This window comes from Roseomonas fluvialis (assembly GCF_022846615.1).
Lineage (GTDB): Bacteria > Pseudomonadota > Alphaproteobacteria > Acetobacterales > Acetobacteraceae > Neoroseomonas > Neoroseomonas fluvialis.
Genome location: NZ_AP025637.1, coordinates 4,912,136 through 4,934,483, shown reverse-complemented (window position 1 = coordinate 4,934,483; position 22,348 = coordinate 4,912,136). Strand labels below are relative to the sequence as shown.

The 22,348-nt window shown below is 71.5% G+C and carries 25 protein-coding genes; 18 read left to right on the top strand and 7 right to left on the bottom strand.

Annotated features, from left to right (window positions below; all coding sequences use genetic code 11):
- Positions 1–58: 58 nt before the first annotated feature.
- Together MWM08_RS23655 and MWM08_RS23650 are read left to right on the top strand one after the other, a co-directional pair.
- Positions 59–1,756, top strand: a complete 1,698-nt coding sequence (locus MWM08_RS23655) for a sensor histidine kinase (RefSeq protein WP_244408973.1) — start codon at positions 59–61, stop codon at positions 1,754–1,756.
- 404 nt (positions 1,757–2,160) lie between these two features.
- A complete protein-coding gene (locus MWM08_RS23650) occupies positions 2,161–2,352 on the top strand; it encodes a hypothetical protein (protein ID WP_244408972.1) in 192 nt (63 codons plus the stop codon).
- Positions 2,353–2,610: 258 nt separating this feature from the next.
- On the opposite strand, the gene MWM08_RS23645 is transcribed toward MWM08_RS23650, so the two are convergent.
- Positions 2,611–4,356, bottom strand: a complete 1,746-nt coding sequence (locus tag MWM08_RS23645; protein ID WP_244408971.1) for an AI-2E family transporter — start codon at positions 4,354–4,356, stop codon at positions 2,611–2,613.
- Between the two features lie 128 nt (positions 4,357–4,484).
- Here MWM08_RS23645 and MWM08_RS23640 point away from each other — a divergent pair, with 128 nt between their 5' ends.
- From MWM08_RS23640 to MWM08_RS23630, 3 genes are read left to right on the top strand one after another with little or no spacing between them, the layout of a single operon-like run.
- Positions 4,485–4,964, top strand: a complete 480-nt coding sequence (locus MWM08_RS23640) for a Dps family protein (RefSeq protein ID WP_244408970.1) — start codon at positions 4,485–4,487, stop codon at positions 4,962–4,964.
- A 29-nt stretch (positions 4,965–4,993) separates the two neighbouring features.
- The gene (locus MWM08_RS23635; RefSeq protein ID WP_244408969.1) at positions 4,994–5,299 is read left to right on the top strand and encodes a hypothetical protein; all 306 of its coding nucleotides are present in this window, start codon (positions 4,994–4,996) and stop codon (positions 5,297–5,299) included.
- A 3-nt stretch (positions 5,300–5,302) separates the two neighbouring features.
- A complete protein-coding gene (locus MWM08_RS23630; protein ID WP_244408968.1) occupies positions 5,303–5,728 on the top strand; it encodes a hypothetical protein in 426 nt (141 codons plus the stop codon).
- 82 nt (positions 5,729–5,810) lie between these two features.
- Here the strand turns inward: MWM08_RS23630 and MWM08_RS23625 are convergent, their stop codons facing one another.
- The 5 genes from MWM08_RS23625 to MWM08_RS23605 all read right to left on the bottom strand — a co-directional run bounded on the left by MWM08_RS23625 (position 5,811) and on the right by MWM08_RS23605 (position 9,677).
- Positions 5,811–6,017 (bottom strand): YMGG-like glycine zipper-containing protein, encoded by a 207-nt coding sequence (locus tag MWM08_RS23625; protein WP_341482846.1) that lies wholly within the window; start codon positions 6,015–6,017, stop codon positions 5,811–5,813.
- A 188-nt stretch (positions 6,018–6,205) separates the two neighbouring features.
- Complete coding sequence (locus tag MWM08_RS23620) at positions 6,206–6,424, bottom strand: DUF4170 domain-containing protein (protein ID WP_244408966.1); 219 nt, start codon at positions 6,422–6,424, stop codon at positions 6,206–6,208.
- A gap of 87 nt (positions 6,425–6,511) precedes the next feature.
- A complete protein-coding gene (locus MWM08_RS23615) occupies positions 6,512–6,742 on the bottom strand; it encodes a hypothetical protein (protein WP_244408965.1) in 231 nt (76 codons plus the stop codon).
- A 117-nt stretch (positions 6,743–6,859) separates the two neighbouring features.
- On the bottom strand, positions 6,860–8,416 hold the full coding sequence (gene murJ, locus MWM08_RS23610; protein ID WP_244408964.1) for a murein biosynthesis integral membrane protein MurJ: 1,557 nt from the start codon (positions 8,414–8,416) through the stop codon (positions 6,860–6,862).
- A gap of 286 nt (positions 8,417–8,702) precedes the next feature.
- Positions 8,703–9,677: a Bug family tripartite tricarboxylate transporter substrate binding protein gene (locus tag MWM08_RS23605; protein WP_244408963.1), complete on the bottom strand. Its 975-nt coding sequence runs from the start codon at positions 9,675–9,677 to the stop codon at positions 8,703–8,705.
- A gap of 190 nt (positions 9,678–9,867) precedes the next feature.
- On the opposite strand from MWM08_RS23605, the gene MWM08_RS23600 reads away from it, so the two are divergent.
- The 10 genes from MWM08_RS23600 to MWM08_RS23555 all read left to right on the top strand — a co-directional run bounded on the left by MWM08_RS23600 (position 9,868) and on the right by MWM08_RS23555 (position 19,262).
- On the top strand, positions 9,868–10,440 hold the full coding sequence (locus tag MWM08_RS23600; RefSeq protein WP_244408962.1) for a TetR/AcrR family transcriptional regulator: 573 nt from the start codon (positions 9,868–9,870) through the stop codon (positions 10,438–10,440).
- Positions 10,437–11,477: an efflux RND transporter periplasmic adaptor subunit gene (locus tag MWM08_RS23595; protein ID WP_244408961.1), complete on the top strand. Its 1,041-nt coding sequence runs from the start codon at positions 10,437–10,439 to the stop codon at positions 11,475–11,477. The genes MWM08_RS23600 and MWM08_RS23595 overlap by 4 nt, the downstream gene beginning before the upstream one ends.
- Positions 11,474–12,760, top strand: a complete 1,287-nt coding sequence (gene devC, locus MWM08_RS23590; RefSeq protein ID WP_244408960.1) for an ABC transporter permease DevC — start codon at positions 11,474–11,476, stop codon at positions 12,758–12,760. Before MWM08_RS23595 ends, devC begins: the two co-directional genes overlap by 4 nt.
- A gap of 253 nt (positions 12,761–13,013) precedes the next feature.
- Positions 13,014–13,700 carry an ATP-binding cassette domain-containing protein gene (locus tag MWM08_RS23585; protein WP_244408959.1) on the top strand — a complete coding sequence of 229 codons (687 nt, stop codon included), beginning with the start codon at positions 13,014–13,016 and terminating at the stop codon, positions 13,698–13,700.
- A gap of 83 nt (positions 13,701–13,783) precedes the next feature.
- The gene (locus MWM08_RS23580; RefSeq protein ID WP_244408958.1) at positions 13,784–14,485 is read left to right on the top strand and encodes a Crp/Fnr family transcriptional regulator; all 702 of its coding nucleotides are present in this window, start codon (positions 13,784–13,786) and stop codon (positions 14,483–14,485) included.
- A 90-nt stretch (positions 14,486–14,575) separates the two neighbouring features.
- Entirely contained in the window at positions 14,576–15,154 is a 579-nt protein-coding gene (locus MWM08_RS23575; protein ID WP_244408957.1) for a carboxymuconolactone decarboxylase family protein, read from the top strand.
- 42 nt (positions 15,155–15,196) lie between these two features.
- Positions 15,197–15,613: a DUF4149 domain-containing protein gene (locus MWM08_RS23570; RefSeq protein WP_244408956.1), complete on the top strand. Its 417-nt coding sequence runs from the start codon at positions 15,197–15,199 to the stop codon at positions 15,611–15,613.
- 79 nt (positions 15,614–15,692) lie between these two features.
- Positions 15,693–16,919, top strand: a complete 1,227-nt coding sequence (locus MWM08_RS23565; RefSeq protein WP_244408955.1) for an MFS transporter — start codon at positions 15,693–15,695, stop codon at positions 16,917–16,919.
- A 66-nt stretch (positions 16,920–16,985) separates the two neighbouring features.
- Positions 16,986–18,074 carry a TRAP transporter substrate-binding protein gene (locus tag MWM08_RS23560; protein ID WP_244408954.1) on the top strand — a complete coding sequence of 363 codons (1,089 nt, stop codon included), beginning with the start codon at positions 16,986–16,988 and terminating at the stop codon, positions 18,072–18,074.
- A 384-nt stretch (positions 18,075–18,458) separates the two neighbouring features.
- Complete coding sequence (locus MWM08_RS23555; protein ID WP_244408953.1) at positions 18,459–19,262, top strand: undecaprenyl-diphosphate phosphatase; 804 nt, start codon at positions 18,459–18,461, stop codon at positions 19,260–19,262.
- A gap of 3 nt (positions 19,263–19,265) precedes the next feature.
- Here MWM08_RS23555 and MWM08_RS23550 read toward each other — a convergent pair whose 3' ends face one another.
- A complete protein-coding gene (locus MWM08_RS23550) occupies positions 19,266–19,535 on the bottom strand; it encodes a hypothetical protein (protein WP_244408952.1) in 270 nt (89 codons plus the stop codon).
- 386 nt (positions 19,536–19,921) lie between these two features.
- On the opposite strand from MWM08_RS23550, the gene MWM08_RS23545 reads away from it, so the two are divergent.
- The 3 genes from MWM08_RS23545 (at position 19,922) to MWM08_RS23535 (ending at position 22,339) form a co-directional block, all read left to right on the top strand.
- Complete coding sequence (locus MWM08_RS23545; RefSeq protein ID WP_244408951.1) at positions 19,922–20,881, top strand: Bug family tripartite tricarboxylate transporter substrate binding protein; 960 nt, start codon at positions 19,922–19,924, stop codon at positions 20,879–20,881.
- 170 nt (positions 20,882–21,051) lie between these two features.
- A complete protein-coding gene (gene phbB, locus MWM08_RS23540; RefSeq protein ID WP_244408950.1) occupies positions 21,052–21,774 on the top strand; it encodes an acetoacetyl-CoA reductase in 723 nt (240 codons plus the stop codon).
- Between the two features lie 4 nt (positions 21,775–21,778).
- Positions 21,779–22,339 (top strand): YciI family protein, encoded by a 561-nt coding sequence (locus MWM08_RS23535; protein WP_244408949.1) that lies wholly within the window; start codon positions 21,779–21,781, stop codon positions 22,337–22,339.
- Positions 22,340–22,348 lie beyond the last annotated feature (9 nt).

Genomic DNA, 22,348 nt, shown 5'->3' with positions numbered 1-22,348 from the left:
GCGAGGCGGCGATACGCCGCCCGCGCACGGCCGAGGCGCCCGGTGGTGGCATACCGGCGTGCGCGGGCGGCTCCTGGCGCTGGTGGCGGCGGCTACGGTCCCGATCGCGGTGATCGCCGGCAGCAACGCCTGGAACGCCTACGATGCCGCTCTCGAGCAGTCCCGGCAGGAGGTCCTCGTGCTGCGAGAGGCCGCGGTCGCGCGGCATGGCTCGGCTGTCGGATCGATGCGGGAGGTGCTGACGGCGCTCGCGGCGGACCCCGACCTGCTGACGAGGGGCCCGGAGGCCTGCGACGCGACGCTGGAGCACGCGCGCAGCCTTTCGCCCAGCCGCTATTCGAATTTCTGGGTGCTGGGTGGCGCGGGCGAACTGCTTTGCAGCGGCGTGCCCACGCCACGTGGCGGGAACTACGCCGCGCTCGATTATTTTGACGCGGCACGATCGGCGGGCGGTTTCGCACTCGGGGAATTCACCATCGGCATCGTGAGCGGACGGGCTGTGCTGCCCGCGGCCGTGCCGATCCTGGCGCCGGATGGAACGATGACCGCGCTGGTCGGCGGCGGCCTGTTCCTCGATTCCTTCCTGCAGACGGAACGTCGCGCGCCCACCATCGCCGAGCACCATGTCTGGCTGCTCGACGAGGACGGGACCACGCTGCCGCTGGGCAATGCCATCGCCGGCGCCCTGCCGCCGGCGCCCGACCTTGACCGGCTGCGCCGGTACACCGCCGATGCCCTGCAAGGTGTGGCGCGGGACGGCTCTGCGCTGATCTGGGCGGCGGAGCAGCTCGAACGCGGCCTGGTGCTGCTGGTCGGGCTGCCGGTCGGCGCCATCCAGGATGCTGCGCGCCAGGCCCTGCAGCAGCGGCTGATCGAACTCACGGTCTTCGTCCTGGCATGCCTGGCGGCAATCCTGATCGGTGTCGAACTCGGCGTGTCGCGGCCGCTGCGGCGGCTGGCGGCGCGCGTGCGGACCTGGGCGCCCGGCCGCCCCTACGAGGCGCAGTCGGGCGGCAGCGTTCCGGTCGAAGTCTTCGAACTCGACCGCGCGCTGACCGCCGCGGCGGCCGCGCTGCAGGACCGCGAGCAGGCGCTGACCGCCGCGCTGCAGCAGCGCGATCTGCTGATGGCCGAGATCCACCATCGCGTGAAGAACAACCTGCAGATCGTCGCGTCCCTGCTCAGCCTGCAGTCCGACCGCATGCGCAGCGAGACGGCGCGGCGCGAATTCGCGGTGGCGCGCGACCGCGTCCAGGCGCTCGCGATGCTGCACCGCCACCTGTACATGAACCAGACGTTCCAGCGCATGTCGCTGCGACCCTTCCTCGAGGAATTGTCGCGCAAGCTGGGCGAGGCGATCGGCGGCGGGTCGGGCGGCAGCGTCGCCATCCGGGTCGAGGCCGACGACATCGAGCTGGGCGCGGATGAATCCATATCGCTGGCGCTGCTGCTGACCGAGGCGGTGAGCAATTCGGTGCGCCACGCCTTTCCGGACGGGCGGCCCGGCACCGTCACCATCTCCCTGCGGGTCGAAGGGACCACGGCGCTGCTGCGCGTCAGCGACGACGGCGTGGGAATCGACGGCGCCGCGGATGCCGGCGACGGCCTGGGCACCCAGCTGATCAACGGATTTGCCGCGCACCTGGGCGGCGTTGCGGAATTCACCTCCGGGCCTGGCACCACCGTGTCGGTGCGCTTCCCGCTGCCCGAAGCCGCGCGGCCTGTGGCGGTGCCGGATCACGCCGCATCCGTGTGATCGGCTGTCGCGCGGTCGCGCGCGGTCCGAGCAGACAGCGCGGGCCTTCTCCCAGATGTGGGGGACTGTCGTCGCGCAGAGAGCGCGGCCGCGGCGCAGCGATGGCCGGGTGGGTCACCGCGCCTGTGCCGACCGGCGGGACAGCGCGTTCGCGCAGGCCCCGATCAGCAGGAACCGGCTGAGCGCTTCAAGGTGCGCGCAACCACACGCGGCTCGAAGCGTGGTCTCGGGCCGAGGCGAGCGGAAGCGGATCCGGCGTCCATCAAGCCATGAACGCCGACCGCGCCGATGGTTGGCGCCACAGCGCCGACCGGCACCATTCACCTGTCGCGGCAGCGCATGATGCGATGCAACCGCGGCGCGCCTTCGGCGTTCCTCCTGCGCAACCCCGATCAGGAGTGATCATGACCCCGATGCTGCGTGCCGCCTGTGCGGCCTTCCTGCTCTCCCTGCCGCTGGTCGCCTGCGACGAAGGTCCGGCCGAACGCGTGGGCGAGCGCGTGGACCGTGCGGCGGAGAACGTGCGCGACGCGGTGGATCCGCCGAATGGTCCGCTGGAGCGCGCCGGCCGCGCAATCGACCGCGCCGCGGACTGACCCGCGCACATCCCGGCAGGGATCGAAGGCGCCGGCCCGCAAGGGTCGGCGCCTTCGTCGTTTCTGGGTGACATCCGACGCCTGGTCCGCGGGCGCGCCGACCGCGACGCCCGCCGACGCCCCGCACCGGTGGCGTCAGCAGCCTGGCGACGCGGTCAAGGTGAACAGGTCGAGCACAGGGAGGCCCCATGCTGGGCGCCCCGCTGCGGACACGCCCGTGCGGGGCGCCGATAGCGTCGGGCGCAGCCGCCGGCCGTGTCAGGCCGGCAGCGCCAGGCCGGCGTCGGGCGGCGGCAGCGCTGCCTCGGCGCCTTGCGGCGCGCGACGCGGCGCCGCGGCCGCGGGGAGCCGGGCGAGCAGCGCATCGAGCGTGCGCAACACCGGCGCCGCGCCCAGCGCGCCGCCGAGCTGCGCGGCCGCCCCGTCTTCGAGCGCCAGGCCCAGGCAGGGGCCCGCGGCGGCCTGCGCCGCGGCACGCCGCAGGCGCTGCGCCGAGACCGGGCGCGACAGGCACAACACGGTGGCGGTGGGGGTCTCGTCCTCGCGCGCCAGGCGCCAGCCCTGCTGCCGCGCCGCCGCGCCGGCCACGGCGGCCAGGGCACGATCGACCGCGCCGCCCACCGGCGCCAGGCGCAGCGCCGGTGCGTCGTCGGGTACCGGTTCGTCGGCCACCAGCGTGGTGCCGACCGCGGCGAGGCCCTCGGCGATGCGCCGGACCGCGGCGGCCGAAAGCGCGCCGTCGGCCTGGTCGGCGCTCAGCGCGGCGACGCCGGGCAGCACCAGGTCGCGCAGCGCCGCGCCGGCGCCCTGCGCGTCGGCATGGAGTTCGGCGATCTCGGTCGCGCCCTCGGGGTCACCGGCGAGGTGGCGCTGGTAGAAGCGCAGCGGCGCCGGCAGTGCCTCGGCATTGCCGAGCAGGATCTCGAGGAAACTCAGCGCCGGGACATGCCGGCCGAGGATGGCGAGGCAGGCGGTTATCGGCGGCGCCAGCAGCAGCCCGATCGGCCCCCACAGCACGGTCCACAGCGCCGAGGAGATGAGCAGCGCGAGGGGCGAAATGCCGGTGCTGCGCCCATAGAGCATGGGCTCCAGCAGGTAGGTCACGGTGCCGTCCACCACCGCGAACAGCAGCAGCACCAGCAGGGGCCCGGTCCAGTCCGGGCTGGTCGCGAAGGAGACGATGAGCGGCAGGCAGAGCGCGATCCAGGCCCCGAGGAACGGGATGTAGCGCAGGACGAAGCCGAGCACGCCCCACAACGGCGCGTTCGGCACGCCGATGACCGCAAGGCCGACGCCCATGCCCAGACCGAAGATGGCGTTGATCAGGGTCTGCATCAGCAGGTAGCCGCCGACCCGGTCGGTCGCGTCCGCCATGGCGCGGGTGGTACGGTTGATGTCGTTCAGGCCGGCCAGCCGCAGGAAGCGGTCCCGGACGTCCTCGCGCTGCATCAGCAGGTAGGCCATGAGCAGCAGCGCGATCGCGAGCGACGCCGCCGCCCCCGCTGCCATGCCCGCGACATCCAGCAGCGCTTCGAGCGTTCCGCCGCCGGCGCTGACCGGCGCCACCTGGACCGGCGCGGCGCCTGCTGCCGCGCTGCCGCCGCTCAGTTCCTCGGACAGGCGGCGCAGCGTGCCCATGGCGTGGTCGAGCACGCCCGAACCTTCCGAGAGCGTGCGCAGCTTCTCGCGCAGGGTGATTTCCCAGTTCGGCAGGTCGGCCGCCAGCGTCAGCACCTGGGAGATGACCAGCAAAATCACGCCACCGATCGTCGCGAGCGTGAGCAGCAGCAGCAATGTCACCGCCAGCGCGCGCGGCAGCCCGACGCGCTGCAGCAGCCGCGCCGGCGGGATCAGCACCACCGAGAGCAGCAGCGCCAGCGCCATCGGGATGAACACGTCGCGACCGACATGCAGGACCGCAAGCACCAGGACGGCAGCAATGACCCAGAGCGGCCCGCTCCCCTGCGGTGCGGCGCTGCGCTGGAATTCGGCTTCGGATTGCACGCGGTATCCCCCAGTTTGGCATCACCGCAACGCAACGGAGGCGTTTCGGTTGCGTCTGCGGGGCAGGGGAATCGCTTGCGCCGTGCGCGGCATGCGAAACCTTCCCGCCCCGGCCGCGTTTGCCCGCCATGAGCACCACGAGACACCCCCCTGCGCCATCCGCCACGCGGTCGGATTCCAACGCCGGTGCGGCGGACGGCCTGACCGCCTTCCTGGCCGACACCTATCTGCTGATGGGCAAGACCCAGGCCTGCCATTGGAATGTGAAGGGACCCAACTTCCAGGGCCTGCACACCCTGTTCGAGGCCCAGTACACCGAGTTGTTCGCCGCGGTGGACGTACTGGCGGAGCGCATCCGCGCACTGGGCAGCCCCGCACCGATGACGATCCAGGGCATGCTCGCGCTGTCGACCCTGAGCGAGCCGGACGCCATTCCCGACGCCGCCACCATGGCGCGCATGCTGGGCGAGGACCACGCCGCGCTCGCCGCCGCCGCGGCACGCCTGGCGCACGACATCGAGCACGACCTTGCGACCCACGACCTGCTGGTCGCGCGCATCGCGGCCCATGACAAGGCCGCCTGGATGCTGCGCAGCCACCTGGCGTGACCACCCATTCCGAAACGAAGGAGATGACCATGAACAACGCGAACCGGACCCAGGGCATTGGCGAGACCGCCGCCGGCATGGCGCAGGATGCGAAGGATGCCGCGAGCGCGGAGCTCGCGGTGCTGCGCGAGAAGGTCGAGGCGCTGATGCGCGACCGCGTGACGCCCGCGCTGGCCGATGCCGCTGGCCGTGCCGAGGACGCCGCGCATGATGCGATGGATGCGGTGCGACGCCAGACCGGCAACTTCGCTGCCACCGTGCGAGACCAGCCGATCGCCGCGGTCGGCGCCGCCGCCCTGGCGGGCATCGCCATCGGCCTGCTGCTGCGGCGCTGACCCGTGCGGCTACTCGGCCTTCTGGGCGTCGCGGCGCAGGCGGAAGGCCTGCGCCTGCGACGCAACATGGGCAGCGTGACGCGCCGCGCCGGCTGGATGGCCGGCGCGGCGTTGTTCGGCGTGGTGGGCATCGGCTTCGCGCATGTCGCGGCGCTCGCGTGGCTGGAACCGCGCTACGGCTTGGCCGGTGCAGCCGGTATCGTGGCGCTGGGGGATGTCGCGCTGGCTGGCATCCTGGCGCTGGCGAGCCGGCGTCGGCGCGACCCGGTGGCCGAGGAAGCACTGGCGCTGCGCCGCACCATGCTGGCCGCTGCTGCCGCCCGCAACCCGATGCGCGATGCGGCGGCGCTGGCGCTGGGATCGGCGCCCGCGCCGGTGCTTGGCGCCATCGCGGGCGAGGCGATCGCGACCTGGCTGCGCCGGCGCTGACCGGCGCGGCGTTCGCTAGGCATGAAAAAGGGGCGGTGGCCGATTGGCCGCCGCCCCTTTGCCATCGGCAAGAAGCTTTGCGTCAGTAGCCCGGCGCGGTCGCTGCGCCGCCCACGGCACCCACCGCGCCGCCGATCAGCGCGCCGGTGCCGGCATTGCCCGAGAAGGAGCCGATCGCGGCACCGGTGCCCGCGCCCAGCAGGCCGCCGGTGACGGCGCGCTGGCCCGGGCTGTTGCCGCAGGCGCCGAGGGCCAGGCCGGCGGCGAGAGCGAGGGTTGCGGGAATCATGCGGATCATCGTCAGCCTCCGTTCCTGTTGTCTTCAGATCACGTTGAAGACGTTGAGCAGGACGATCACGACGACGGGCACGCCAAGGAAGTACAGCAGGATCGAGCGCATCGGGTTTTCCTCCGTTGAAGGGCGGCGATGCCGACCTCAACGCGCGCCCGGTGCGTTGGTTGCGCGGCGGGCGTGCCTCAAGCGGCGCTTTCGCCCCCGGGGCGCGGGACCTCGATGACGAACAGCCTGTGCTGCGCGGTGTCGACGCGGCGGCGCATCTCGTCGCGCCAGATGCGTTCGGCGGTGGCGGCATCGTGGAAGGGGCCGAAGCATTCCTCGCTGCCGGGTTCGAGGTCCTGCCAGTTCGAATCGACGAAGATGCCGCCCCAGACGAACCACAACTTCCGTTCCGCCATGCCTCGCCTCCTGGTGTAGGGGCCATCATGGCGCGTCGTTGTGCGGTGCAGCAAGCGCGGCGACAGCGCCCGACCGCGACTGCTGCGTCAGGCGGACCGCAGGGCGGGCGATGCGGCGCGCGCCGCGAGGCGCTCCCGGACGCAGTCGCGCAGCGGGCCGTGGGTCAACACCGGGCGACAGGCAGCCCCGGCGTATCGGCCGTTGCCGCGTTCGCTCCCGACATTCTTGAACAGCGTGGTGATGGCATAATTGTCGAAGTGCTTGCGGTTGCCGTCGTCGAAGTCGCTATCGGTCACCGCGCCGTCGGCCAGCAGCAACCCGTGCGCGACCGATCGCATAGACCGGACGCGTGCGTTGCCCGATCCGCCTCAAGACGCTCGCAGCGCACGGCTTCGCCACATAGCGTTCTGCCGGTGCTGCGGCCCGAAACCGCGTCAGCGTGCCGCCTGGGGTACACGCCGCCGGCGCAGCATGCGCAGCACTTCCCGCGGGTCGAAGGCGCGCAGCGCGACGCCGGCGCCAAGGAAAACCGTGCCGCCGGCCGTGATCAACGCGGCCGCGACCAGGGCGCGTTCCACCGACCCCGCGCCCGCCGGCAGCAGCCAGCCTAGCGCGGCCACCGCCATCCCCATGATTGCCGCCGCTACCAGGATCCGCGGCACCGTCCGCCGCGACCGCCGGTCCACCACCCAGTCGCGCCGGCGCATCAGCAGCCAGCCCAGCAGCAGAGCATTCACCCAGGCTGCGAGCGCGGTGGACAGTGCCACGCCGACATGCTGCAGCGGCCCCATCAGCATCAGGTTGAAGCCGAGGTTCAGCGCCACCGCGCCCAGCCCGACCTTCACCGGCGTCGCGGTGTCCCCGCGCGCGAAGAAGGCGGGCGCGAAGACCTTCACGAGCACGAAGGCCGGCAGCCCCACCGCATAGGCAACCAGCGCCGCCGAACTCGCCGCGGCTTCCACCGCCCCGAAGGCGCCGCGCTGGAACAGTGCCGCGATGATCGGACCCGACGCGACCGCAAGCCCAACCGCCGCCGGCACCGTCAGCAGCAGCGCGAGCTCGACCGCCCGGTTCATCGACCGGTGCGCCGACAGCGCCTGCCCGCTGCGCAACTGCCGCGACAGCAAGGGCAGCAGCGCCGTGCCCACCGCCACCCCGATCACGCCAAGCGGCAGCTGCGCCACGCGGTCCGCGTAGTAGAGGAAGGATATCGCACCGGAGGGCAGCAGCGATGCGATGATGATGTCCACCGCCAGGTTCAGCTGCACCACGCCCGCGCCGATGATGCCCGGTACCATGCGCTTGAGCACCTGGCGCACCTCGGTGGTCACCGCCGGCGGGCGCAGCAGGTTCAGCGCCATGCCGGCCTGCGCCGTGGCCCACATCACCAGCGCCAGCTGCACGACGCCCGAGGCCGTGACGCCCCAGGCCAACGCATGCCCTGGTGTCGCGACATAGGGTGTCAGGAACAGCAGCGTCGCCATCGAGATCAGATTGAAGAACACCGGCGCGGCCGCGGCGGCGGCGAAGCGGTCGAGCCCGTTGAGCACACCCGCCACCAGCGCCGTCAGGCAGATGAACAACAGGTAGGGGAAGGTGATGCGCGTCAGTTCGACGGCCAGGGCGAATTTCGCCGGGTTGTCGGTGAAGCCGGGGGCCAGCACCTGCATCACCTGCGGCATGAACACCATGCCCAGCACCACCAGCAGGCCGAGCCACAGCGTCATCAGCGTGCCCATGCGTTCGGCGAGGGCCTGGGCATTGGCGCGGCCCTGGGTGGCGAGCGTGCCGGCGAAGGCGGGCACGAAGGCGGCGTTGAACGCGCCCTCGCCGAACAGGCGGCGGAACAGGTTGGGCAGCTTCAGCGCAACGAAGAAGGCATCCGCCACCGGCCCGGCGCCCAGGCGCGAGGCGATCAGCATGTCGCGCGCGAAGCCGAGCACCCGGGACACCATGGTCCAGGCGCCGACGGTCATGACGGAACGCAACATCAGCGGCGACGACAGCATGTCATGGGCAACGGGATGCGCTGCCTGCGTGGCGGATGCAAGGCGCGGCGGGGAGGGCTTTGCCCTCCCCGGACCCCACCCACCAAGGGCTTAAGGCCCTTGGATCCCCTGACTTAATCGGGGTGGTTGGGAGGGGCATGGAGCGCACGTCGCGCAAGGCGCACCGACGATGCCCCTCCGCAACCGCCCCGATCAGTATTGGTGTCCAGAGGCCCTTAGGCCTTTGGCGGTGGGGGTCCGGGGGAGGCAGCGCCTCCCCCGCCCGCGCTCACTCGGCGCGGATGTTGTTTTCCCGCACCACCTGGCCCCAGCGGGCCCAGTCCTCGGCGAAGACCCGCGCGAAGGCCTGGCGCGGCCCGCCCGCCGGTTCGGCGCCGAAGCTGCGGGTGCGCTCGATCACGTCAGGCAGCTTCAGGATGGCGTCGAGTTCTGCGTTCATCCGGTCAAGGATCGGTTCCGGCGTGCCGCGCGGTGCCAGCATGCCGCCCCAGAAGCCGACCACGTGGCCGGGCACGGTCTCGGCGAAGGTGGGGACGTTCGGATAGGCCGGCGCGCGTTCGGCGCTGGTGACCGCGATGGCCCGCAGCGTCCCGGCCTCGATCTGCGCGCGCGGGGCGAACAGGCCATCATGCGCCACGTCCACGTCCCCGCGCATCAGCGCGGTGATCGAGGGCTGGTTCCCGGCATAGGGCACGTGCGTCGTCTCGAACCCCGCCTGCTTCATCAGCAGCACAAGCGCCAGGTGGTTGATGGCGGCGGCGCCCGGGGTCGAGACGGTCAGGCGCCCCTGCCTTTCGCGCGCCAGGGCGATGAATTCCGCCACCGTGCGGGCCGGGAAGTCGGGCCGGCAGACCAGCGCGAGGGGAGAATTCTGCGCCAGGAAGACCGGCGCGAAGGCCTGCACCGGGTCGATCGTCGCGCTCCGGTTCACCGCCAGCGCGATCAAGGTGGACGGCGAGGTGTACATGAAGGTCGTCCCGTCCGGCGCGGCGCGCGCGACCAGGTCGGCGGCCACCTGCGTGCTGGCACCGGGGCGGTTTTCGACGATGAAGCTGCTGCCGGGCAGGCGTTCCGCCAACTTGGACGCCAGGAGCCTGGCCATGATGTCGTTGGCGCCCCCGGCGGCGAAGCCCACCACGATGCGAACCGGGCGGGATGGCCAGGCCTGGGCGCGCGCGGCGCCGGCGGCGAGCACGGCAGGCGCGGCCATTAGCAGGCTGCGGCGCAGGGTATGCTGGAACATCGATGTTTCCTTCCCAAGTCCCGCCATGCCGAATGGCCCCGCTTGGGCGGGATCGTTGCAGCGAGGATAGCAGGCCTGCCCGCGCCGGCACCCCCCGATCATGCAGGCCCGCCCGCCGAAGCGCCGCACGATAAGGTATACCGTCTGGACGGTTGACAAAACCGTCCAGACGGTATAGTTGCGATGCGCCATGAACGTGACCCTGCCCGCCACCGACGCTCGCACCCGAATCCTGGATGCGGTCGAGCGGATCGTCCTCGCCCGCGGCGTGGCCGGCCTCACGCTCGAGGCGGCGGCGCGCGAAGCCGGCGTCTCCAAGGGCGGGCTGCTCTATCACTTCGCCTCCAAGGAGGCGTTGCTGACCGGGCTGCTGGAGCGCCTCGCCGCCTTTATCCGCGCAGAGTTCGACAAGAACTGCGCCCGCCAGCCGGACGGCCCCGGGCGCGTCGCCCGCGCCTTCCTGTCCTGGGCCTTCGGCGAGGCGGACTGCTCCCCGGGGGACGAACACCACGACCGCGCTGCGGCCGTTTTCCTCGCCGCCTTCCACCACGACCCGGCGCTGCTCGACCCGATGCGCGCGGTCTACGGAGGCATGAAGGCGGCGCTGATGGCCGATGGCGTGCCGCCGGGCAAGGCGATGACCGTGCTTGCGGCCTGCGACGGCATGTTCATGGCGCAGATGTTCGGGCTGTACCGGCCGACCGAGGACGAACTCTCGGCGCTGCGCGCCACCCTTGAAACCCTTCTCGAGGTGAAGCCGTGACGCGCCGCGCACGCATCCTGTCGGGCGTGCTGGCCGTGGTTGCGGCGGGTGGCGCCTGGGTCTGGCTGAGCCAGTCGCCGGGGCCGAGTGCTGCGACGCCTGTCGCCGCCGCACCCTCTGCGCCGATCGGCGTCGGCGCTCTCGGGCGCGTCGAACCCGCCTCGCGCATCCGGCGGCTCAACCAGCCGGGCGGCATGGCGGTGACGCGGCTCGACCGGCTGCTGGTGGCCGAGGGCGACGAGGTGACCGAGGGCCAGTTGCTCGCCGAATTCGCCGATGCCACGCAGAAGGACGCGGCGGTGGCGCAAGCCCTGGCGGCGGTGGCGGAATATCGCGCCAGCCTCGATCGGATCCGCGCCGCCGGCCGGCCCTCCGAGGTCGCGGCGCAGCGTGCGCGCATCGCGGCGCTGGCCGCGCAGCTCGACCTCGCCGAGCGCGAGGCCGAACGCGCCGAACGCCTGCTGCCGACCGGCGCCGGCGCGGTCGCGGCCGCCGACCGTGCACGCGCCACCGCGGTGCGCCTCGCGGCCGAACGCGCGCAGGCCGAGGCGGATCTCGACAGCCTGCTGTCCTCGCGGCCCGAGGACATCGCATTGGCCGAGGCCCGCATGGCCGCCGCGCAGGCGGCCTTGGCCAAGGCGCAGGCGGATGCGGAACTCTCGCGCGTACGGGCCCCCTTCGCCGGCACCATCCTGCGCATCATCGCGCGGCCGGGCGACCAGGTGGGCAGCGACGGGCTGCTCGAGATCGGCGACCTCAGCCGCATGGATATCGTGGCCGACGTCTACGAGACCGACCTTGCCCGGCTGCGCATCGGCGCGCCCGCCGAAGTCGTGGTCCCGGGCGAGGCGCAGCGCTTCAACGCGACCCTGCGCGGCATCGGCTGGACGGTGCGGCGCACCACGCAGGGCAACACCGATCCCGTCGCGGCCGTGGACAGCCGCACGGTCGAGGTGCGCCTCACGCTCGACGAGGCCGGCGCGGCGGCGCTGCGGCGGCGGTCCAACATGCAGGTCCAGGTGGCGATCCGGCCATGAACGCCATCGGCGGCACCACCCTCCTGCCCTGGGCGCCCGAGAAATCGGGCGAGGCGCCGAACGCGACCCCGGTGTCCGACGCCGAGCACCCGGCCCCGCCGCGCGGCAGCCCCGGCCTGCTGCCCGGCCTGCTGCTGCCCACGCGGCTCGCGTGGCGGCAGCTGCGGGCCGAACGGGCGCGCCTGTTCTCGGCCATGGCGGGCGTGATGTTCGCGGCGGTGCTGGTGTTCATGCAGCTCGGCTTCCGGTCCGCACTGTTCGACAGCGCCACCGCGCTGCTGGCGAACATGCGCGCCGAACTGTTCCTGATGAACCCGCTGACCACCGCATCCTTCCGGCCCGAACCGCTGCCGCGGGTGCGCGCGCACCAGGCGCTGGCCTTGCCGGAAGTGGCGCAGGCGGTGCCCGTGTACCTCGCGCAATCCACCTGGCGGAACCCCGAGGACGGATCGCGCCGCGCCATCCAGATGATCGGCTTCGACACCGAGGCCGGCGCGATGGAATTCGAAGGCCTGGACGCCATCGGCCCCGCGCTGCGGCAGGTGGACGCGGTTGGCTTCGATGATCGCTCACGCCCCGAATTCGGCCCCGCGGCGCGCATCTTCGCCGAACGCGGACCCTTCGAGGTGCAGGTCGGAAACCGCATGGTCCAGGTGGTGGGCGTGGTTTCCATCGGCCCATCCTTCGGCGCCGACGGAAACCTCGTGATGAGCGAAGTGAACTTCCGCCGGATGGTGCGCGAACGCCAGGCATCGAACACCGACCTGGTCGCAATCCGCCTGCAGCCCGGCACCGACGTGGCCGCCGCACAGCAACGCCTGCGCGAGATCCTGCCGCCCGACGTCGTGGTGCTCACGCACGCACAGCTGGTCGCGCACGAACGCAACTACTGGGAAACCGCCACCCCCATCGGCTTCATCTTCGCCTTCGGATCGGTGATGGGCCTGATCGTGGGCATGGTGATCGTCTACCAGATCCTGTTCAGCGACATCGCCAACCACCTGCGCGAATACGCGACGCTGAAGGCGATCGGCTATTCCAACTTCTACCTCGCGCGCGTGGTCATGGCTGCCGCGCTGATCCTCGCCGTGATCGGCTTCATCCCCGGCGCCGCCCTGTGCGTGTGGCTCTACGACGTGGTCGCCGGCGCCACCTTCCTGCCCCTGGCGATGACAGCCGAACGCGCCATCCTCGTGTTCGGCCTGATCTTCACGATGTGCGCCGCGGCCGGCCTGCTGGCCATGCGCAAACTCCGCGACGCAAGTCCGGCGGATATGTTCTGATGGGAAGGCATGGGCGCGTGGCGGGGGAGGGCTTTGCCCTCCCCCGGACCCCCACCCACCAAGGGCTTAAGGCCCTTGGAACCCTCGACTTGATCGGGGGACTTGGCGAGGGGCATGGCGCATCTGCCGCGTCGGTGTCGCCGCCGACGCCCCTCCCCAAGTCCCCCGATTCAAAACCCGCGGTCCAGGGGGCCGTAGCCCCCTGGTGGGGGAGGTCCGGAGGGGGCAAAGCCCCCTCCGTCGCGCATAACCCATGATCAACCCCATCAGCATATCCCGCCTGACCTATGCGTATGGGGAGGGTGAACTGCGCCGGCCGGTGTTGCGGGACATCGACCTGACCGTGCATGCGGGCGAGGTGGTGTTGCTCACCGGTCCGTCGGGGTCGGGCAAGACGACGTTGCTCACCCTGATCGGCGCCTTGCGTGCGATGCAGGAGGGGTCCTGCCGTGTGTTGGGCCGCGAGTTGATGGGAGCGGGTGAGGCCGATCGCGTGCGGTTGCGGCGGTCGATCGGCTTCATTTTCCAGAACCACAACCTGCTGGGCTTCCTGACGGCGCGGCAGAATGTGGCGATGGCGCTCGAGATCGACGCGGCCTTGCCGGAGCGCGAGCGTTTGGCGCGTGCGGGCGAGATGCTACGCGCGGTCGGGCTGGCGGGGCACGAGGACAAGCCGCCGGGCAAACTTTCGGGCGGGCAGCGGCAGCGTGTGGCGATCGCGCGGGCGCTGGTGGCTGGACCGGGGCTGGTGCTGGCGGATGAGCCGACCGCGGCGCTCGACAAGGTCTCGGGCGGGGAGGTCGCGCATCTGCTGCGTGACATGGCGAAGTCGCGCGGTACGCCGATCCTGTTGGTCACCCATGATCCGCGCATCCTGGATATCGCCGACCGCGTGGTGGCGATGGAGGATGGGCGGATCGTCGAGGCGCAGGCGGCGTGAGCCGGGCCGCTGCCACGTTGATCTGAATCAATCGTCGCGGCCGCGCGCGCTGCGATGCTGCGCGGCATGTGGATGGCATTTCCATGTCGGCGCGCGTTGGGCCTCTCGTGAGGGATGGCGGCCCATTGCTGGCGGTTGCCGCGCCCGAGACGCGCGCCCGGCTGCTGGCGCAGGCGCGGCCGATGGTCTTGCCGCGCGGCGCCGCGATCTTCGCGCAGGATGTACCGGCGGAGTACGTGCACCTGCTCGTGCAGGGTTCGGTCGGGCTGAGCACGATCGAGGAGGGCGGCGCGGCGACGCTGGTCGAAATTCTGGGGCCGGGCGATGCGTTTCCGCTCGGCGCGGCAATGCTGCGGCTGCCCTGCCCGGTCTCGGCTGCGACGCTGGCGCCGTCGCGCATCGTAAGCATCCCGGGTGCCGCGCTCCGTGCCGAGGCCGTGGCCGATGCCGGGCTGATGCAGGCGGCGATCGAGCAGATGTCCCGGCAGTGGCGCCTGCTGGCGGACCAGGTGGCGGACCTCAAGACGCGTGACGCGACGCAGCGAACCGCGCGCTTCCTGGCGCGCCGGCTGCCGCGGCCGCACGGGCCGGTGGAACTGCCCGAACCGCGGGCGGCGATCGCGGCGCGGCTTGGCATGACGCCGGAGAGTCTCTCGCGCGCGCTGCATGGGCTGGAGGCGGCGGGGCTGCTGCGGCTGAACGGTCGGCGGGTCGACGTGCCCGACCGTGCGGCGCTATTGCGCCTGGCGATGCCGCGCGGCGAGCACCGCGTACGCCCGGCCTAGTCCCGGTCCCGATCGGGCAGGGCTGCACGCGGGACTCTTCGCTGATACCGCCCGCACACCCCCTTCGCGCGCGGGGCGTGCCATGCTGCGATGCGCGCACAACCGAAGGGAGAGACCGTCATGGCGCGCGTGCCGGACATGACCGTGGACGACCTGGCCGAGGCCGACCGCGACCTCTTGAAGCGCAACATCGCGCTGCACCGGGCGCTGACCAACAGCCCGAACGGCGCGCGTGCCTTCTCGGGGCTGGGGCAGTTCATCCGCTACGGGTCGAAGCTCGACCCGCGGCTGCGCGAACTGGCCATCCTGCAGGTCGGCTGGCTGGCGCGATCGCCCTATGAATGGTCGCACCATGTGAAGATCGGCTTCGACTTCGGCGTGACCGAGGCCGACATCCACGCGCTGATCGCCGAGACCGAAGGGCGGCCGTCGACGCTCGAGCCGGTGGCGCAGCTGGTGCTGCTGGCGGCGCGCGAGGCCTATCACGGCCCTGGCGTGAGCGAGCCCACGTTCGAACGCCTGCGCGCGCAGTTCGACAATGAGCGCCTGGTCGACCTGGTGCTGGTCATCAGCTTCTACTGCGCGGTGGTGCGCGTTCTGGCTTCTCTCGATATCCGGGTCGAGCCGGACTACCAGCCATACCTGGACCGTTTCCCGCTGCCGGGCTGACCGGCGGGTTGCGGCCGCGCCGCGCGGGGCCACCTGCGCGGCATGACGCTGCTCTCCGCCATCGCCGTCCTGTGTACCGCGCTGCTGTTCGGCGGCATGGCCTTCTTTGCCGCCGTGGTGGCGCCGGTGACCTTTACGCGGCTGCCGCCGGAGATGGCAGGCCGCTTCGTGCGCGGGATGTTCCCGGTCTACTACCTGTGGGTTCTGGGCACCGCCGCGGCGGGGGCGGTGGCGCTGATGCCGCTGCGGGTGGTCGATGCGCTGGTCCTCGCGATCATCGCGGGCAGCACCGCCTGGCTGCGGCAGGGGCTGATGCCGCGCATCAACGCGCTGTCGGATGCGGCGCAGGCCGGTGATGCCACTGCGAAGGCCGGGTTCGACAGGGCCCACCGCCTTTCGGTCATCGTGAACGTGGTGCAGATGGTGGCCGCTGGCGGCGTGTTGCTGCGCTTCGCCTGACCCCGCGCATGGCGCCCGCGCGCCCGGCGCATGGTCATTCCGCTCGACGACGCGTGCTGCACCGCGTCAGGCTGCAGGCATGAACCCGTTGCTGCGCCCCGCGCTGCCGATCCTGATCGGTGTTTCCGTCATGCTGTCGCTGGCCATGGGCATCCGGCAGAGCCTGGGACTGTTCATGGCGCCGGCGACCCAGGACCTCGGCATGGCGGTGGCGGAGTTCACGCTCGCCATCGCGGTGCAGAACCTGGGGTGGGGGTTCCTCACGCCCTTCGCCGGGGCGGCGACCTCGCGCTGGGGGTTCCGGCCGGTGCTGATGGCGGGCGTGGTGGCGTATCTCGCGGGGCTCGTGGTGATGGCGCTGGCGCAGGGCGCGCTGTCGATGATGATCGGCGCGGGCCTGTTGATCGGCCTGGCGCTGGCCTGCACCGCGAGCGGCATGGCGTTGGCCGTGGCGTCGCGGCCGGTACCGGCGGCGTTGCGGTCCACCGCGCTCGGCATGGTCTCGGCGGCGGGGTCGGTGGGCGCGCTGATCGCCGCGCCGGTCGGGCAGGTGCTGGCCGAGGGCTGGGGCTGGCGCGCCGGCGTGGCGGGCTTCCTGGTGCTGGCGCTGGCCATGCTGCCGGCGGCCTGGGTAGCCGGGCGCGTCGATGCCGTGCCGATCCCCGCCCTGGCGCGCGGCGAATCGCCGCGCATGTCGGTCGCGCTGAAGCAGGCCATGACGCATGTGCCCTTCCTGGTGATGGCCGGCGCATATTTCGTCTGCGGGCTGCAGCTGGTGTTCCTGACCACGCATCTGCCATCGTACCTGGCGCTCTGCGGGCAGGACCCGATGCTCTCGGCCAAGGCGCTGGGCATGATCGGTGGGTTCAACGTGCTCGGGTCGCTGTTCTTCGGCTGGGCCGGCGGGCGGTGGAACAAGGGGGCGCTGCTGGGCGGCATCTACCTGGTGCGGTCGCTGGTGCTGGGGCTGTACTTCGCCTGGCCGCCGAGCGAGGCCTCGACCCTGGTCTTCGCGGCCATCATGGGCTTCCTGTGGCTGGGCGTCGCACCACTGGTGGCGGGGCTGGTCGCCGAGTATTTCGGCCTGCGCTTCCAGGCGATGATCCAGGGCATCGCCTTCATGTCGCACCAGCTGGGGTCGTTCCTCGGCGCCTTCGGCGGTGGTGTGCTGTTCGACCTGCACGGGGACTACGTGCTGGCTTGGCAGCTCGGTGTGGGGATGGGGCTGACGGCGGGTGCAATCCAGGTGGCCTATGCGCTGCGGGGCCGGCCACCGGCGCCCGACCCGCGGCCTGCCCTGGCGTGATCCTTTTCGCCGCGCCCGCGATCCCCTATGTGGCGCTCAGATTATCGTCCCAGGGAGGGAATCCGTATGAACCGTCGCGCCCTGATGGGGGCCGCGGCCGCCGCCGCCCCCGCCGCCCTTGCTACGCCCGCGCTGGCGCAGACCCAGACGCCGGAGGTGCGCTGGCGCCTGACCTCATCCTTCCCGCGCAACCTCGATGTGCTGTTCGGCACGGCCGAGGGCATCGCGCGGCGCGTCGGGCAGCTGACCGACGGGCGCTTCCGCATCACCGCCTTCCCGGGCGGCGAGATCGCGCCGCCGCTCGCGGCACTCGATGCCGTGCAGTCGGGTGCGGTCGAATGCGCGCATACCGCGCCGTACTACTACGTGGGCAAGGAGCCGGGCTTCGCCTTCTTCACGGCGGTCCCGTTCGGCCTGAACAACCGGCAGTTCAACGCCTGGTGGCGGCATGGCGGCGGCAAGGAACTCGGCGCCGAGCTGTTCCGCGAATACAATGTGGTCAGCTTCACCGCGGGCGATACGGGCGCGCAGATGGGTGGCTGGTTCCGCCAGGAAGTGCCGAACCTGGCCGCGCTGAACGGTCTGAAGTTCCGCATCGCCGGCTTCGCGGGCCAGGTGTTCCAGCGCCTGGGCGCGGCACCGACGCAGGTCGCGGCGGCGGACATCTATCCCTCGCTCGAGCGCGGGACACTCGATGCGGTCGAGTTCGTTGGCCCGCATGACGACGAGAAGCTCGGCTTCGTGCGCGTGGCGCGCTTCTATTACGCGCCGGGCTTCTGGGAGCCGGGCGCGCGGCTGCACCTGATGGTGAACCAGCGCGCCTACGACGCGCTGCCCGACACCTACAAGGCCGCGCTCGAGGTCGCCTGCATGGAGGCCGATTCCGAGATGCTGGCGCGCTACGACTTCCTGAACCCGCAGGCGCTGCGCCGGCTGGTGGCGGCGGGTGCGCAGCTGCGCTTCTTCAACCGCGATATCCTGCAGGCGGCGTGGAACGCGGCGAATGCCGTCTATGCCGAGACGGCGGAGCGCAACCCGCGCTTCAAGAAGATCCTGGAGGCCTATATCCCGTTCCGGAACGAGCAGTACCAGTGGTTCCGCGTGGCGGAGAATTCCTTCGACAACTTCGCCTTTCCCGCGGCTGCCGCGCGGTAGGCGCGGCAGCTGGCTTTTTTTCGTCCCTCCGACGGCGGGCGGCGGGCATCCGCCCGCCTTGCCTTCGCGCCGGGGGCTGGAGCGCCCGGCGCGGTTGATGGTCTGGGCGCGGTCGCGCATTCGCGCTCGCGGATCGCGGCGTGCCGCGATCCGTTTTGTTGACCCTCAGGCGGCGGGCGGCGGCCATCCGGCCGCCTTGCCTTCGCGCCATGGGGTGGATCGCCCGGCGCGGTTAATGGTCTGGGCGCGGTCGCGCATTCGCGCTCGCGGATCGCGGCTTGGCCGCGGTCCGACCTGTCGCATGGCCGAAGTTTCACCCGCGCCCGATTCACGCCACGGGCTTGAGCGCATAAGGTCGCCGCACCTCGCGCACGGATTCGCAGCATGGATTTCGGCTCGCTTTTCTCCGCCCTGCTCATGGGCATCGTCGAGGGCCTCACCGAATTCCTGCCGATCTCCTCGACCGGCCACCTGATCCTGCTCGGCGAACTGATTGGATTCCGCGGGCCGCCGGGCAAGACCTTCGAGATCTCGATCCAGCTCGGTGCCATCCTCGCCGTGGTGGTGATCTACCGGCAGCTCATCCTCGACCTGCTGCGCGGCATGTGGCGGCCGGGGCTCGAACGCTTCTACGTGACGAACCTGGTGCTGGCCTTCCTGCCGGCGGCGATCATCGGCGCCACGCTGCATTCCACCATCACCGGCGCGCTGTTCAATCCCTGGGTGGTCTGCGTCGCGCTGATCGTGGGTGGCGTCGCCATCATCGCGATCGAGCGCGCGCGCCCCGAACCCACCATCCGCTCGGTGCCGGAGATCGGCCCGCTCGCCGCCGTGCTGATCGGCTGCGGCCAGGCGCTGGCGATGATCCCGGGCACGTCGCGATCGGGTGCCACCATCATCACCGCCCTGGTGATTGGCGTTGACCGCAAGACGGCGGCGGAATTCTCCTTCGTTCTCGCCATCCCGACCATGCTCGCGGCGACGGTGTATTCGCTGTGGAAGGCGCGCGCGGATATCGACGTGTCGGCCTTCGGGCAGATCGGCGTCGGTTTCCTCACGGCCTTCGTGGTCGCCTATTTCACTGTGCGCGCGGTGCTGTCGGTCATCGGTCGGATCGGCTTCACGCCCTTCGGCTGGTACCGGATCGGGCTTGGCCTGGTGATGATGGCGGTACTGGCGCTGCGCTGACGCTCAGGCCGCGCGCAGCGCCTCGATGCCGCCGCGCAGTTCGATCACGCCGACCACCTGCGCAAGGTTGCCCGCGACCAGGTGCACCATGCCCGCCGGCATGGCTTCGAGCGCGAGCTCGACGCGCATCGCACCCCCGTCGCGGCGCGCCAGCAGCAGGTCGGGCACCAGGTCGCGCTTCGCGAGCGGCTGCAGCAGGCGCGGCACAAGGCCGGGCGAGGCCTCCGCGAGCACGTGGAAGCGCGCGGCAACGGTCATGTCGGGGTCGGTCATGGCGGTGATCACTTCGTGTCGTGGCAGGAGGGGCGGCGCGAGACCGATCGGCCGAGGGCGCGCCCGCCCCGGAGCGCGTCCCTAGCGGGCCGTGCCGGTAATTCGAGCTGCGTTGCGCGGAAGCGATGCCATGGCGGCAGGCTAGCCAGCGTAGCGGTGCGGCGCCAGCCTCGGGCGCGGCTGCGGCGAAATGAGCAATCTCCGTTCGTGCGCGACGCGCTCGGCCGCGTGGCGCGGCGCGGCAGCGCCCGCGCCGCGCAGCATTGTTGTCGATGGCGTGGTCCGGGATTCCCGGTTGCGGCCCTGCCTGCCCGCACGCGCGGGACCGAATTCCCGCACCGGCCGTTCTGCCCTAGGTTGTCGCCTCCGACACCTGGAGCCCCACCATGCGCCGCCGCCACCTGATCCTCGCCGCCCCGGCGCTGCTCGCCACGCCGGCGCTGGCGCAGCCCTATCCCGGGCCGGTGCGCATCATCGTGCCCTTCGCCACCGGGGGCACCACCGACATCATCGCGCGCCTGATCGCCGATGAGATGGGTCGCCGCCTGTCCACCACCGTGATCGTCGAGAACCGGCCCGGCGCGGGGGCTACGCTCGGCACCGGGCTGGTCGCGCGAGCGGCGCCCGACGGGACCACGCTGCTGGTGTCCACCATCTCCGGCATGGCGGTGGGCAATACGCTGTACCGCGACCGAATCCAGTGGGATGCCGACCGCGACTTCGCGCATATCGCGACCATCCTCGGCACGCCGTATCTGCTGCTGGTGAACCCGACCACGTCGATGAACTCGGTGGCTGACTTCATCGCCGCAGCAAAATCGCCGCGCGGCGTGGCCTATGCCACCAGCGGCATCGGGTCGGTGCCGCACCTGATCGGGCTGCGCCTGGCGCAGGCGGCGGGGTTCGAATTGCAGCACATTCCGTATCGCGGCGGGTCGCAGGCAGCGACCGATGCGATCGCGGGCACGGTGCCGGCGGTGATGGATAGCCTGACGGCGGCGTCGGCGTATATCCGCGCGGGGTCGCTGCGCGCGCTCGCCTTCACGACGCGGGAGCGCATCGCGGATTTCCCGCAGATACCGACCTTTGTCGAAAGCGGCTTCCCCGACATCATTGCCGATGGCTGGGCCGGCATCGCGGCCCCCGCGGGCACGCCGCGCGTGTTGCAGGAACGCCTGGCGGGCGCGATCCGCGAGGCGATGGCGGCACCGCAGATCGCGCGGCGCTATGCAGAGACGGCCACACTGCCGGGCACGCTGTTCCTCGATGACGCGCAGGCCTTCGTGCGTGCGGAGATCGCGGCCTGGGCGCCGGTGGTGCGCGCCTCGGGCGCGACGCCCGGATAAGCGCGCCTCGGGCGCGATACGGCTCCCGGCGCGCCCGCGCGTTCTGCCGCAGCGCACGCATTCCCCCTGGCGCGGCACGCCGCGACAGGATTTGATGGATGCCAAGGATTGCACGGTACCGACGAAGCCGCGATACGGCACCCGCGCATCCATCCAGGGAGGAGACCAGAATGGCACGTGTCGCACTCGTCACCGGAGGCCAGCGCGGCATCGGTGCCGCCATCAGCGAGGCCCTGCAGGCCGCAGGGCGCAAGGTCGTCGCCTCCTACGCCGGCAACGATGCCGCCGCCGAGGCTTTCACCAAGCGCACCGGCATCCCCTGCTACAAGTTCGACGTGGCGGACTACGAGGCCTGCACCAACGCCATGAAGCAGATCGAGCAGGAAGTCGGTCCGGTCGAGATCCTGGTGAACAACGCCGGCATCACCCGCGACGCCACCATGAAGCGGCTGTCGCGCGACATGTGGGATGCGGTGATCGATACCAACCTCGGCTCCTGCTACAACATGTGCAAGCTGGCCTGGGATGGCATGACGGCGAAGAAGTTCGGGCGCATCGTCAACATCGGGTCAGTGAACGGGCAGGCGGGGCAGTATGGACAGGTGAACTACGCCGCCGCCAAGTCGGGCATCCATGGCTTCACCAAGGCGCTGGCGCAGGAAGGTGCCCGCAGCCAGATCACCGTGAACGCGATCGCGCCCGGCTACGTGGACACCGAGATGGTGCGCGCCGTGCCGCCCGACGTGCTCGAGAAGATCGTCGCGCGCATCCCGATGGGCCGCCTGGGCCGCGCCTACGACATCGCGCGCGGCGTGCTGTTCCTGACCGCCGACGATGCGGACTTCATCACCGGGTCGACCCTGTCGATCAATGGCGGGCAGCACATGTACTGAGGCCGTGCGCGCGGTCGCGGTGATCGGGCGCGACGGGCCAGATCCGTCTCGCCGCGCCGCCCGGCGCGAGGCGCATATCGCCGCCATCGAGGCCTTCGCGCGCGACGGCGTGCTTCTGCTGGGCCTGCCGCTGCATTCGCCGCAGGGGCGCTCGGAAGGCTCGCTGATGGTGGTCGATGTAGTCGCGCTCGAGGACTACCTCCTGCGCGAACCCTTCGCCGCCGGCGGCGTCTGGCACGACATCGCCTGCTGCGCCATCGAGATCCCGTCGTTGCCCTGGCGCGCCTGGCCGGCGCCCGGCGCCCAGCTGCCGCCTGGGCGCGGCCACACCATCCTGTGGGCCGAGGGCGAGGCCGACCTGCACCGCCTGGACGGCGCCGCGGCGTCCGGCGTGCTGACCTTCGCCGCACGAACCTGCGACCGGCCCGGTGCGATCCTGGTGACCGCGCATGCGAGCGACGCCGCGGCCCTGGCCTGGGCCGAGAGCGACCCGCTGCTGCGCCTCTGCTCCCTGGCCCTGCACGCCACGCAGTTCCGCCCTTTGCCGTACCGGCCGCTGCCATAGCGCGCCCAG

Bases quoted from the DNA above. Each gene is read 5' to 3' on its own strand.
- MWM08_RS23570 (WP_244408956.1), top strand. From the start codon at position 15,197: ATGACGCTGCTCTCCGCCATCGCCGTCCTGTGTACCGCGCTGCTGTTC.
- MWM08_RS23650 (WP_244408972.1), top strand. From the start codon at position 2,161: ATGACCCCGATGCTGCGTGCCGCCTGTGCGGCCTTCCTGCTCTCCCTG.
- phbB (WP_244408950.1), top strand. From the start codon at position 21,052: ATGGCACGTGTCGCACTCGTCACCGGAGGCCAGCGCGGCATCGGTGCC.
- MWM08_RS23545 (WP_244408951.1), top strand. From the start codon at position 19,922: ATGCGCCGCCGCCACCTGATCCTCGCCGCCCCGGCGCTGCTCGCCACG.
- MWM08_RS23625 (WP_341482846.1), bottom strand. From the start codon at position 6,017: ATGATTCCCGCAACCCTCGCTCTCGCCGCCGGCCTGGCCCTCGGCGCC.
- MWM08_RS23560 (WP_244408954.1), top strand. From the start codon at position 16,986: ATGAACCGTCGCGCCCTGATGGGGGCCGCGGCCGCCGCCGCCCCCGCC.
- MWM08_RS23565 (WP_244408955.1), top strand. From the start codon at position 15,693: ATGAACCCGTTGCTGCGCCCCGCGCTGCCGATCCTGATCGGTGTTTCC.
- MWM08_RS23585 (WP_244408959.1), top strand. From the start codon at position 13,014: ATGATCAACCCCATCAGCATATCCCGCCTGACCTATGCGTATGGGGAG.
- MWM08_RS23555 (WP_244408953.1), top strand. From the start codon at position 18,459: ATGGATTTCGGCTCGCTTTTCTCCGCCCTGCTCATGGGCATCGTCGAG.
- MWM08_RS23580 (WP_244408958.1), top strand. From the start codon at position 13,784: ATGTCGGCGCGCGTTGGGCCTCTCGTGAGGGATGGCGGCCCATTGCTG.
- MWM08_RS23640 (WP_244408970.1), top strand. From the start codon at position 4,485: ATGAGCACCACGAGACACCCCCCTGCGCCATCCGCCACGCGGTCGGAT.
- MWM08_RS23550 (WP_244408952.1), bottom strand. From the start codon at position 19,535: ATGACCGACCCCGACATGACCGTTGCCGCGCGCTTCCACGTGCTCGCG.
- devC (WP_244408960.1), top strand. From the start codon at position 11,474: ATGAACGCCATCGGCGGCACCACCCTCCTGCCCTGGGCGCCCGAGAAA.
- MWM08_RS23575 (WP_244408957.1), top strand. From the start codon at position 14,576: ATGCGCGCACAACCGAAGGGAGAGACCGTCATGGCGCGCGTGCCGGAC.
- MWM08_RS23600 (WP_244408962.1), top strand. From the start codon at position 9,868: ATGAACGTGACCCTGCCCGCCACCGACGCTCGCACCCGAATCCTGGAT.
- murJ (WP_244408964.1), bottom strand. From the start codon at position 8,416: ATGTTGCGTTCCGTCATGACCGTCGGCGCCTGGACCATGGTGTCCCGG.
- MWM08_RS23620 (WP_244408966.1), bottom strand. From the start codon at position 6,424: ATGGCGGAACGGAAGTTGTGGTTCGTCTGGGGCGGCATCTTCGTCGAT.
- MWM08_RS23605 (WP_244408963.1), bottom strand. From the start codon at position 9,677: ATGTTCCAGCATACCCTGCGCCGCAGCCTGCTAATGGCCGCGCCTGCC.
- MWM08_RS23635 (WP_244408969.1), top strand. From the start codon at position 4,994: ATGAACAACGCGAACCGGACCCAGGGCATTGGCGAGACCGCCGCCGGC.